Annotated in this window: 9 protein-coding genes; all 9 read left to right on the top strand. The window is 46.0% G+C overall.

Features of this window, described 5'->3' with window-relative positions; genetic code table 11:
• The first annotated feature begins 55 nt into the window (after positions 1-55).
• The 9 genes from E8L90_RS08895 to E8L90_RS08855 all read left to right on the top strand — a co-directional run bounded on the left by E8L90_RS08895 (position 56) and on the right by E8L90_RS08855 (position 12,559).
• Positions 56-1,837 carry an ABC transporter ATP-binding protein gene (locus tag E8L90_RS08895; protein ID WP_137029045.1) on the top strand — a complete coding sequence of 594 codons (1,782 nt, stop codon included), beginning with the start codon at positions 56-58 and terminating at the stop codon, positions 1,835-1,837.
• Positions 1,838-1,839: 2 nt separating this feature from the next.
• Positions 1,840-3,639: an ABC transporter ATP-binding protein gene (locus E8L90_RS08890; protein ID WP_137029043.1), complete on the top strand. Its 1,800-nt coding sequence runs from the start codon at positions 1,840-1,842 to the stop codon at positions 3,637-3,639.
• On the top strand, positions 3,636-4,343 hold the full coding sequence (locus tag E8L90_RS08885) for a 4'-phosphopantetheinyl transferase family protein (RefSeq protein ID WP_137029041.1): 708 nt from the start codon (positions 3,636-3,638) through the stop codon (positions 4,341-4,343). Before E8L90_RS08890 ends, E8L90_RS08885 begins: the two co-directional genes overlap by 4 nt.
• Before the next feature lie 27 nt (positions 4,344-4,370).
• Positions 4,371-5,099: a thioesterase II family protein gene (locus tag E8L90_RS08880; RefSeq protein ID WP_137029039.1), complete on the top strand. Its 729-nt coding sequence runs from the start codon at positions 4,371-4,373 to the stop codon at positions 5,097-5,099.
• 51 nt (positions 5,100-5,150) lie between these two features.
• Positions 5,151-6,737, top strand: a complete 1,587-nt coding sequence (locus tag E8L90_RS08875) for a lipase family protein (RefSeq protein ID WP_137029037.1) — start codon at positions 5,151-5,153, stop codon at positions 6,735-6,737.
• A gap of 209 nt (positions 6,738-6,946) precedes the next feature.
• Entirely contained in the window at positions 6,947-7,375 is a 429-nt protein-coding gene (locus E8L90_RS08870; protein WP_137029035.1) for a MarR family winged helix-turn-helix transcriptional regulator, read from the top strand.
• A gap of 289 nt (positions 7,376-7,664) precedes the next feature.
• Positions 7,665-8,777, top strand: a complete 1,113-nt coding sequence (locus E8L90_RS08865; protein ID WP_137029033.1) for an NADH:flavin oxidoreductase — start codon at positions 7,665-7,667, stop codon at positions 8,775-8,777.
• 171 nt (positions 8,778-8,948) lie between these two features.
• The gene (locus tag E8L90_RS08860; RefSeq protein WP_137029032.1) at positions 8,949-10,688 is read left to right on the top strand and encodes an ABC transporter ATP-binding protein; all 1,740 of its coding nucleotides are present in this window, start codon (positions 8,949-8,951) and stop codon (positions 10,686-10,688) included.
• On the top strand, positions 10,685-12,559 hold the full coding sequence (locus tag E8L90_RS08855) for an ABC transporter ATP-binding protein (RefSeq protein ID WP_137029030.1): 1,875 nt from the start codon (positions 10,685-10,687) through the stop codon (positions 12,557-12,559). Before E8L90_RS08860 ends, E8L90_RS08855 begins: the two co-directional genes overlap by 4 nt.
• Positions 12,560-12,581 lie beyond the last annotated feature (22 nt).

Below are 12,581 nucleotides of genomic sequence, written 5' to 3'. Positions count from 1 at the left end.
GGAACAGGTTTTCCAAGGGGAGTTCATCCATTACATCCTTGGAGAGGAGCAGCAAATGATTTTTACCAAGCAAGCTCAGCACAAAAAGAAAGAACCCGTGTTTGGCTGGGTACTCTCATATGTAAAGCCTTATCGAGGTTGGGTCATGATTTGCATCATTGCCTCGCTTCTTGTGGCTGTGGCAGACATTTGGCTGGGCATCCTGATCAAAACCATGGTCGAACATACGAACAATTTCGATAAGCTGGTCAGTATTGCTCTCATCATTTTTTGTCTGACCATTGTCGGTTTTTTCTCGAAATATTTCATCACGTATTCGGCAGCTAGATTCAGTTCGAAAGCTATGAGAGATTTGAAAAACAGCATGGCATCTCATCTCGAAAAAGTCCCCATGTCCACCATGGATAAATATCATTCCGGCGATCTCGTTTCTCGTTTAACAACGGATGCTCAAATTTTGCAAAGCTTTTTGCAAAAGCATTTTTTCCAGCTTTTTTATTTGCCAGTTGTTTTTGTCGGGGCTCTTGGACTGTTGTTGACGATTAATTGGAAGTTAATCATCTTCAGCGTCGCAATCCTTCCCTTCGCCATCGCTATCACAGGGTGGATGAGTAGACCGCTTCAAAAATATTCGGAGCAAATGCAGGACCATCTGGGTCAAACGAACGCCATCGCGCAGGATACGCTCTCCGGGATTCACATGGTCAAAGCTTTTCAATTGGAAGGCGTCCTGTATCGTAAATACCATGCGGGTATGAAGCAGGTATTGAAAAATGCGTTCCAGGCAGAGAAGAAACGCGCGTGGATGACAGCACCAGGGATTTTATTGTTTACCTCCCCAATCCTGTTTTTTGTCGCATATGGCGGATACTTGATTCAGGCGGGAGAATTGGATCTGGGCAGCTTGGTCATCTTCAGCTATTTGCTTCACTTTATTATCGAACCACTTTCACTCGCACCCGTGTTGTTTGCCCAAGTACAAGAGACTTCAGGTGCAGCAAAACGGTTGAAAGAAATTTTTTCACAGCCAGTGGAACAAAATGATCAGCCTGCGATCCCAATTGAAACAGAGGAGATTCCTGTACAGTTTGAGAACGTTACGTTTGCCTACGATCAGGCAAGGATTCTTGATAACGTTAGCTTTACGCTACATCGGAACAAGACCGTTGCGTTAGTAGGGGCCAGCGGAAGTGGAAAGAGCACCATCATGAAGTTGCTGTGCGGGTTTTATCAAATGGAACCGGGCAACGGAAGAGTAAATGTTTTTGGGCATTCCTTGACGAATTGGAATATGGTGGACATGCGGAGTAATCTTTCCATGGTTTCTCAGGATACGACTCTATTCCCCGTGTCTATAGCGGAAAATATCTCGTATGGACGCATTCATGCGACACAAGACGAGATTATCGCAGCGGCAAAAGCGGCCAATGCGCATGACTTCATCATGGAGCTGTCGCAAGGATATCAAACAAAAGTGGGGGAACGAGGCTCTCGTTTATCTGGAGGACAGAAACAGCGCATCGCGATTGCCCGAGCGATTTTGAAGGACGCCCCGATTCTGCTGCTGGATGAACCAACGTCTGCTCTAGATACAGAATCGGAAGCTTTGGTCCAGGAAGCGTTGGAAAATGTGATGAAAAATCGGACTGTTCTTGTCATTGCTCATCGACTGTCGACGATAAAAGGCGCGGATGAAGTGCTTGTTTTGGAGCAAGGACAAATTGTTGAACGAGGTACACACTACGATTTGCTTGCCCAAGGCGGCGTTTACAGCAGATTGTACCAAAAACAGTTTGCCACAGAGGCGCACAGCTCGCTGGCTGCAGGGGGGGTATAGGCATGTTCATCCAGAATTTGATGCGGGAACTACTTCAACTGCTGTCGTTTATGAAATCGAAAAAGCGAGCGTATATATTGGGACTCGTGGGTGACGGAATCGGTCAAGCAGCTGTATTGGTATCCTTGCCTTTCGTGTTCAAGGATCTGACGGATTTTGCGAACACAAAAGACCCTGCTTTATTAACCAAAGCGATTGCCACTATGGCTGTGATGTTCCTCTTGCTGAGTATCCTGTCTCCATTTTTTAGCTATATCTATCGACGATGCGTTCGCGAGCTCGTTGCCAACATTCGGCTGCAAGTCTATCAACGCTTGAGTAAGCTGCCTTTCGATTATTATGAGCAGCACCATTCGGGAGATACGATGTCGAGACTGGGCAACGATGTTGTCCTCATGGAAAATGCGTACGCTGAGCAATTGAAAACGTTAAGCATCATCCTGCTGTCGCTGATCGGCACGATCATAGGAATGTTTGCGATGGATTGGAAAATTGCCGTCGCCCTATTGCTCGTAAGCACATTGACTCTTTATGTGAATACGCTGTTTGCCAAGTCAGTCAGGCGTATTGGAGACCGAATGCAGCAGCAGATGGGGGTAGGGACAGAAAGATTAAACGATTTTTTGTCTGGGTTGCCCATCATCAAAATGTTTCATTTACATAACGTTGTGACCGCACGTTACAAGGAAGCAAACGAAGAAGTAGCTTTGTCTGCCATCAAGCAAGGGCATAAACACGGATTATTGGAAGGGACCAATTTTTTCATCCAATTCTTAAGCTTTGGAGGAATGCTTGTTTTTGGAATCATGATGGTTTCCAAACAAATAATTGGGTTGGGCGTGCTGGTCGCCCTGGTTCAACAACAGATGCTTGTGACATTGGCATTTCTCCAGCTTGGCCAAGTCATCACAGCGTTGCAGGGCTCGCTAGCAGGCGCTTCTCGGGTCGTCGATTTTCTGAATGAACCTCTCGAGCCGGAAGAGTATCAAACGAGCTCCGACAAACACGAGCATTGCGAAAGCATGCTGAAGTTGGAGCAGGTCGTTTTCGGATACAACGAAGCTGCAAATGTGCTGGATGGGGTTTCATTACGAGTCGAGCAAGGCCAAATGGCTGGGCTAGTCGGAACGAGTGGAAGTGGAAAAAGCACGGTCATGAAACTTCTGTTAGGGTATTACCCACCTACGAGCGGATCTCTGTATTTATTGGGCAAACCCATGGGAGCTTATTCTCTTGCACAAATTAGAAGCTTGATCTCATACGTGCCTCAGGATGCCTTTTTGTTTGAAGGAACCATCGAGGACAATATCCGCTACGGATGCCTGGATGCTTCGGAAGAGGATGTCATCAAGGCAAGCAAAGCAGCGTACGCGCATGATTTTATTATGGAACTGTCAGACGGCTACCAGACCAAAACAGGAGAACGCGGTGCCAAGCTATCTGGCGGACAGCGTCAGCGAATTGCCATTGCCAGAGCCATCCTGAAAAATGCACCGATCCTTCTGCTGGATGAAGCAACCTCCGCTTTGGATGCAGAATCGGAATATTGGGTGCAGCAAGCATTAACTGCACTCATGAAAGATAAAACGGTACTCGTCATCGCTCATCGCCTGTCGACTGTAGAGGATGCCGATGTGATTTACGTGATGGATCAAGGAAAGGTCATCGAGCAAGGTCGCCACGTTGAGTTAATGCAGTACAACGGCACGTATGCCAAATTGTATGAAGTGCAGCAGCGAAAGGATCGAGCAGAACAAGTCAGTAGTCTTGAGTTGACAGAAAGGAGGGTGAGTGCTACATGATTGCCATTTACGCTTTGAAGTGTCCTGCTGTCATGGAGAAAGAGTTGTTCAACCGATTTTTGCTAGCACTACCCGAAGAAAAGCGGGAACGGGTCAACCGTTTCAGAAATCCGGCTGATTCCTATCGGACGTTGCTCGCGGACGTGCTCGTACGCTCTCTTATTTGTGAAGCATACTCGATTTCCAATGACGAAATCGAGTATGACTACAATGCATACGGAAAACCTTTTTTGAAGACATTTCCCAACTTCTGCTTTAATGTCTCGCATTCCGGAGAATGGGTAGTCTGCGCTACCCATGACTCGCAGGTGGGGATTGATGTGGAGCAAATATGTCCGATTGATTTGGATATTGCCACTCATTATTTTGCATCAATCGAAGTAGAGGATCTCTTGGCAAAACATCCGGCAAATCAGGTTTCGTATTTCTACGACCTTTGGACTTTGAAGGAGAGTTATATAAAAGCGAGAGGCATGGGGTTGTCTATCCCGTTGCAATCATTCGCCATTAGAAAAAAACCAGACCAATCGATTACGATATCGCAAAATGATTCCCGCGATGCTTGGTCGTTTCATCAGTATGAGATCGATCCAGGCTACAAATTGTCCGTATGCGCGACTACCAATCAGTTTGCTGCTCAAGTAGTCATGAAGGATTTAAAAGGTTTGCATCAGGACATTTTTCATAGAAAAATGTCGAGGTAATGACGTAAAGAAAGGGCGGGAAAAGAGATGAAATTGTTCTGCTTTCCGTACGCAGGTGGGCTTCCCACTATCTATTACGGTTGGAAGCGGGGATTGTCGCCAGCGTTATTGGAAATTGATCCATTCGAGGTACGGCCTACATTACAGAGCGATGGCATGGTTCTTTTCACCTCGTTTTATGAGGTCTTGGAGGATGTATACAAACGGATCTCACCAGAGCTCGAGAAAGAACCTTTTGCTTTTTTTGGACACAGCATGGGAGGATTAATCGCGTTTGAACTGACGCGAAAGCTGTTGCAGAATGGAGAGCCACTGCCCCAGCACTTGTTCCTGTCTGCATCCCGCGTGCCACATGCGTATCACAAACTTGAGAAAACATACAACCTGCCGCATAACGAGTTCATCGAATCATTACGTACAGTTGGAGGCACGCCCCATGAAGTTTTGGATAATCAGGAGATTTTGGAGCTATTTTTGCCTACGATTCGCGCTGATTTCCAAGCCGTGCAAACTTACGAAATGAATAACGAGCTGCCTCAGCAAATCCCTGTCAACATGACGGTTTTGTTTGGGAAAGAAGATTCTATTGAATTCCAAGATATAGTGGCGTGGCGAGACTATTGCGGGCGAGAATGCAAATTCTTTCCAATGCCTGGTGGGCATTTCTTCATTCATCACCAAATGAATCCGATCCTAGCGATCATTCAAGACACATTGAATGTAGAACGGACAGTTGCAATCCGTGCACAATCTTAACGATTGTGCACGGCAACAATAAATCCTAAGGTGAAGGTTGGTGTTCTTTTCATGAATCAGAAGAAAGCACTATCTCGTTTGCTAGCGGCCGTTACATTATCAACGGCGCTGGTCTACCCGCAAGCCGCAAGTGCAGCAGCTCCAGCTCCGGTTTTGCATGACGACAATCCAAGCGGTCATTTTGGTGACTGGTACACAGGTGCGGTTCCTCCCAATGCATCCAAAGACAAGCCCGTGATCCTGTTTGTCCAAGGTTTGCACTCCACCTACAATACCTGGTATACAACAGACGGATTTTATGATGCAGCCTATAACGCCGGGTATCGTACTGCCTTTGTACAGTTGAAGGATGCGGATGGTACTGGTGGCAACATGTGGACAAACGGAGCCAAGCTCGCCGAAGTCATTAAAAAGGTCGCAGATTATTACGGTGTCTCCAAAATCAATATCATTGCACATTCCAAAGGTGGTATCGATACACAGACAGCACTCGTCCACTATGGTGCACATCCGTATGTCAATGTTGTTCACCAGCTTTCCACGCCAAACAAAGGTTCAGAATTGGCTGACTTAGCTTACAGCAATTGGGCAGGATGGCTTGCTGATATTCTTGGCAAAAAAGACGATGCGGTGTATTCCCTGCAAACATCATATATGGCCAACTTCCGTTCCCAGACTGACAAACGTACCGAAATTCATTCAACCAAGACATACATGGCTGCCGGAACAGGGGATGATGGCATGTTTAGTGCTACCTGGTTTGCTCATGCGGTTCTTCCCGGTGAAGATGATGGCGCTGTTTCCGTTGAGTCTGCCTTTGGTTTGCCGTATGGGATCAAGAGCTTTACAAAAGACATTTCCCACGGTCAAATAGCGAAAGCCTCGCAAACATGGGATCTGGTCCAGCCAAAATTGCAAAAGGCATCCATGAAAGAACGTGCAAATAAAGTGAGCGAAGACAAATCGAAAGAAGCCACTGTGGAAGAGAGCTCCGTCATTCTCCGAGGCGGCGAAGTGGAGGACAACGTCTCCGAAACATTTTTCCTGGAGAGCGGAATCGATAAGCTGAATCTTGATACGATGACCTCGTCGGAAGACACCATTGTGACCTTAATCAGTCCGTCTGGCAAAAAGTATGAAGTGGACCGCAGTAAAAAAGGCAAATTGGAGGATGAACCCGGGATATTCCAAGATGCTGTTCACCACTTCATTGAAGTAGAGGAGCCAGAAGCAGGCGAATGGAAACTTGAACTGGAGGGCTCTGACGACGCCTTTTTCATGGTTGGTTCCGTGGATGGCGGAGAAGAAGCGAAAGTAAAAGCGAGCAAAAAGGTATTCAAGAAAGGAGACAAAGCGAAGATTTCTGTCGACCTTGGCAAAAACGAAATTGATCAATCGTTACTGGAAAAAGCAAACCTGACTCGTTCACTGAACGGCGAAAAAGCAAGCGTCCTTGATGAAGTGAAGTTTGCCGTAAAAGAAGATGAGCTTACTGGCAATTTTACTGTGCCGACGAAGCCAGGCGTTTATAATCTCTCCTTTGACGTAACCGGCATCAATGAGGATGGCGAACCATTTACACGCTCTATTAATTACAACTTTGCGGTAACCGAACGTGATGGAGAAATCGAAGACTAAGAAGAAGTATCATCACCAATTGGCGATACTTGAACGAGTTAAATGAGCCTCGATTTTCGCTTTCATTTTTCACAGCCCTCGCGGAAAGTGAGGGCTTTTTTGTTTTGGCGAAAGAAGTATTCGTGACGAGAGTTTGGAGCGTGATACCATTATGTATTATAATGAAACGAATTAGCATGATATATAGTCTAGAACAGGTGGAATTTACTTTGAAAACCGACCCTACTAATGAACTTATAAACGATTGGTTGTCTCTTACTCACATTACTGAACGTATCTCCAATATGCTTGAAAAAGCTTTACAAGAAAATTACAATCTTTCTTTAAAAGAGTTTTACGTCCTTTACTTTTTATCGAAAGAAAGTAATAAAACACTGAGGTTACAACAATTACAGGAACGGGTTGGATTAAGTCAAAGTGCGATATCAAGGCTGGTTGGAAGACTTGAGGCAAAAAACTGCAGAGCCCTACAGAGGAATGTATGTGAAGACGACCGTAGAGGCGTTTATACTCAGCTAACCGAATTAGGTGAAGAAAAACTCCAGAGATACCTCGTGACGATGAATGAAATTCTCCAATCTGCTTTTTCAGATGGAAAATTTGATGAAGCATTACAATTATTAGTGCAAAAGAAGTAATTGCAAAAAGGCCACTATTTCCTAACTATCGGGAATAGCGGCTTTTTTCGTGTAAGGATCGCCGTTACACTTTATCGGTTGACAGGTGAAAAAGGATGATGGTAAATTCTATGCGTGCGCATGCATTTAAAAACAATAGAAAGCTCTACTCACAAAAGTTAGTAAAGGAGTGGGGGGGTCAAAGGTTTAGCATTAATAAATCATCATATAATGTGATGGTTAGACCTACCGCTCAAGATTGGTAAGGAAAAATGAGCATAAAAAATTGTAAAAAGAAAGAGGGAATCACATGAATTCATCAAAATCTGTAGCAGCATTATTCAACCCGTTTGAATACAAAGGGCTGAAACTTGAAAATCGTTTTGTTATGGCACCCATGACCCGCAGTTTTTCACCGAAAGGGATTCCAGGGCCGAATGTAGCTGAATATTACCGTCGACGCGCAGAGAACGAGGTGGGCTTAATCATCACAGAAGGAACGCTAATCGAGCATCCAGCTGCTGGTTCAGACCAGAATATCCCACATTTCTATGGAGAGGAAGCACTGGACGGATGGGCACGTGTTGTTCGAGAAGTACATGAGGCGGGCGGGAAAATTGCTCCGCAGATTTGGCATACCGGGATGGCGCGCCAAAAGGAGAAATTCCCAGAATCAGATGCCGAACCAATCGGTCCTTCTGGTCTAAGTCTTACTGGTGAAAAGGTTTCAGAACCACTTAGCATCGAAGAAATCAACGATCTCATTCGGGCTTACGCACAAGCCGCGTTTCAAGCTAAGAATATTGGCTTTGACGCAGTGGAAATTCACGGAGCACATGGCTACCTGATTGACCAGTTCTTCTGGAAAGTGACCAACAAGCGTACAGATGAATATGGCGGTGATCTCGTAGGCCGAACAAAATTTGCTGTAGACGTGATTAAGGCAGTACGGGACGCAGTCGGTCCTGACTTCCCAATTATTTTCCGATTTTCCCAATGGAAACCGTTCGATTATCAATTCAAACTGGCAAAGACGCCTGAGGAATTGCAGCTTTTCCTTACTCCTCTGTCCGAAGCCGGCGTGGATATCTTCCATGCTTCCACCCGACGTTTCTGGGAACCGGAGTTTGAAGGCTCTGATCTAAACTTGGCAGGCTGGACTCGAAAACTGACGGGTAAACCAACCATCATCGTTGGATCTGTTGGATTGGACTCTGAGTTCACGAGTCTATTCACCGAGGGCAAGGGTAGTCAGCCAGCTAACATTGATAATCTGATTGAACGGATCGAGCAGGAAGAGTTTGATCTTGTGGCAGTTGGACGTGCGCTACTGAGTGATCCAGCTTGGGTATCAAAAATTCGTAAGGGCAACACCGAAGAACTACAACCATTTACGCGAGAAGCATTAACAACATTGAGCTGATCGATCGAATGAACGTGCGGCTTATGTAAAGAGAAGCTGCCTGTTGTGTTCGTGCATGAATAGGAACAAACCTCGAAACGATCCAGATAAAGGGTCGTTTTTTTTACGAATACAACTTCATCCCAATTGGAATTGTAGTATGGAAGAGGAAGGAAAGGAGGATGCAACCATATGATGAGGCTGTTCCGGTACTTGAAGTCATACAAATGGCCAATCGCTATCGTATTGGCACTTGTTTTCGTCCAATCGTTATCGGATTTGTACTTGCCCACATTGATGGCCGATATTGTTGACATTGGGATTGTGCACGGAGATACCCAATATATCTGGAAAATTGGTGGCATTATGTTATTTGTTGCGGCAGGCGGCGGTTTCTGTTCCATCGGTGCCAGCTACTTTTCTTCCCAGGTTGCCACAGGCTTTGGGCGGAAGCTACGCGCACGGGTGTTCAAACAGGTTGAACATTTTTCCATGCAAGAAATAGATCAAATCGGAACCGCTTCACTAATCACGAGGACGACTAACGATATTAATCAAGTGCAGCAAGTTTTAATCATGATTTTGCGCATTATGGTGGCAGCCCCGATGATGTGTATCGGAGGAATCATCATGGCGTTATCAAAAGATGCCAAGCTGACAATTGTCCTTGCTGTAGCCGTACCCATTTTAGCTTTAGCCATCTTCTTGATCGCTCGCAAAGGATTGCCTCTCTTCAAGGCCATACAGAAAAAACTCGATAAGCTGAATCTCGTCGTCCGAGAAGGTTTGACAGGGATACGGGTCATTCGTTCCTTCAACCGGATTGAAAAAGAACAAAACCGCTTTACGGAAGCGAATACCGACTTGATGGACACCGCTGTTAAAGTAAACCGAATCATGGCTGCCTTGATGCCAATTATGATGCTGACTTTTAATCTGTCCGCTGTTGCCATTCTATGGTATGGCGGCATCCGGATCAGCAATATGGATTTGCAGGTCGGGGATCTCATGGCCTTTATTCAATATGCGACACAAATTATGTTTTCCTTAGTCATGTTATCCATGATTTTCGTGATGGTTCCCAGGGCGTCGGCATCCGCTGTACGGATTAATGAAGTGTTGGATGTAAATTCGACCATTTTCGATCGACCGGAAGCTAGTGTGAAAACGACAAAGCAAACGAATGGTCTCGTGGAGCTCGAAAACGTCACGTTCACTTACCCAGGCGCTGAAAACCCTGCTCTGTCTTCGATCACCTTTACAGCTCGTCCGGGGCAGACCACCGCGATTATCGGAGGGACAGGCTCCGGTAAATCGACGATACTTAATCTAGTTGAGAGATTCTACGATGTGACTTCCGGAGCCATTCGGGTTGATGGCGTTGACATACGTCACTTGCCTCTAGAGCAATTACGGGCAAATATTGGCTATGTCCCGCAAAAAGTGCTGCTTTTTTCAGGCTCAATCGCCGACAATATTCGCTTCGGTAAAGAAGACGCGACAGATGCCGAAATCGAGCATGCTGCAAAAATTGCGCAGGCAGGCGATTTTATTGCGAGTATGAATGGCGGATACGAGGCACACATTTCCCAAGGCGGCACGAATGTGTCGGGTGGACAAAAACAACGGTTATCGATTGCACGGGCAATTGTCCGTCAGCCGTCCATTTACATGTTTGATGATAGCTTTTCTGCGTTGGATTTCAAAACAGATGCGTTATTGCGAGCCGCATTAAAAGAGGAGATCGAGAAGAACCAATCCACGTTAATCATCGTGGCTCAGCGGGTTAGCACTGTGATGGACGCAGAACAGATTATCGTGCTGGATGAAGGCTCGGTTGCGGGTATGGGAACACATCATGAGCTTATGCAAAACTGCGAAGTCTATCAGGAAATCGTTCGATCTCAACTAACAGAGGAGGAGATCGCATGAGAGAGCCGCGAGGAGGTAATCAAGCGCCAAGAGGTAGCGGCCACATGAGTGGTCCGATGGGAATGGCGATGCCAGGAGCGAAGGCAAAGGACTTTAAAGGTACACTCAAGCGCTTGATCGGCTACTTTCGGCCACGCCGTGGACAGCTGATCATTGTGTTTCTGGCTGCGATTTTGAGTACGATCTTTGCTATTGTCAGTCCCAAGCTGATGGGAAAGGCGACGACAAGCCTTTTCGCAGGCATGATCGGGCTCATGCAGGGACAGCAAAAGGAATTCGCTTTTGACTTTGCATATATCGCAAATATCCTGCTCCTTTTGATCGTCTTGTATGTCATCAGTGCGCTGTTCAGCTATTTGCAGCAATATGTGATGGCAGGAGTATCGCAGAAGATCGTCTATGACATGCGTAAGCAGGTAAATGAGAAATTGTCCCGTCTTCCGCTGAAATACTTTGATTCGAAAATGCATGGGGATATTTTGAGTCGTGTCACGAACGACATAGATAATATCAGCAACACGCTCCAGCAAAGCCTGACACAGCTCATCACTTCCATCGTGACGATCATTGGTGTCATCATTATGATGCTGACGATTAGCCCATTATTGACGCTCATTCTGATTTTGACATTGCCGCTCAGTGCCATTGCCACGAAACAGATCGCCTCGAAGTCACAAAAGCATTTCATCGGTCAGCAGAGCGCGCTTGGTGAATTGAATGGGCATGTAGAAGAAATGTTTACGGGGCATCAGGTTGTAAAGGCATTCGGATATGAGAAGAAGTCACAGCAAACATTTGATCAAATCAATGCGAAGCTCTACGAAGCCGGATGGAGGGCGCAATTTATATCAGGGATTATCATGCCGGTTATGAGCTTCATCGGAAATATCGGCTACGTGCTCGTCAGCATTGTCGGCGGGATTCTCGCTACGAACGGTTCCATTGAAATCGGGGATATCCAGGCCTTTATCCAATATACTCGTCAGTTCACGATGCCAATTGCACAAACAGCGAACATCGCCAACCTGATTCAGTCGACGATCGCTTCAGCGGAGCGGGTCTTTGAGGTTTTGGATGAAGAAGAGGAAGTACCTGAAAGCATAGAGCCAGTCACGATCGCAGCGCCTAAAGGCAAAGTCGAATTTCAGCATGTCAAGTTTGGTTATAAAGAAGGGCATTTGCTGATGCAAGACATCAATCTCGTAGTGAAACCTGGACAAAAGATTGCGATCGTGGGTCCAACGGGTGCGGGTAAGACGACCATGATTAATTTACTTATGCGCTTTTACGAGCTCAATGGCGGAGTGATTTTGATCGATGACGTCGATATTACACGCATGAAACGAAGCGATCTTCGCTCCCTGTTCGGCATGGTTCTGCAAGATACGTGGCTGTTTAACGGAACCATCCATGATAATTTGGCGTATGCACAACCTGAGGCTTCTGATACGGATATTATTCGCGCAGCGAAGGCGGCTCGTGCCGATCACTTTATTCGCACGTTACCAGAAGGATACAAGACGGTATTAAATGAAGAGGCAACCAATATCTCCCAAGGACAAAAACAGTTATTGACCATCGCTCGTGCTATCTTGGCAGACCCTACGATTCTGATTTTGGATGAAGCAACAAGCAGCGTCGACACACGTACCGAGGTGCATATCCAGGAAGCGATGAATGAGCTAATGAATGGGCGCACCAGCTTCGTGATCGCCCATCGACTATCTACGATCAGAAATGCAGACCTAATCCTCGTCATGAACAAGGGAACGATCATTGAACAAGGAACACATGACGAGTTGATGAAGCAAGATGGGTTTTATGCTGATTTATACAACAGTCAGTTTGCCGAGACCACATCAGCAGGCTAAAAACGAAGCTCTACGCGAAACC

This window comes from Brevibacillus antibioticus, from assembly GCF_005217615.1.
Taxonomy (GTDB): Bacteria; Bacillota; Bacilli; order Brevibacillales; family Brevibacillaceae; genus Brevibacillus; species Brevibacillus antibioticus.
This window is presented reverse-complemented; position numbering and strand designations above follow the sequence as displayed.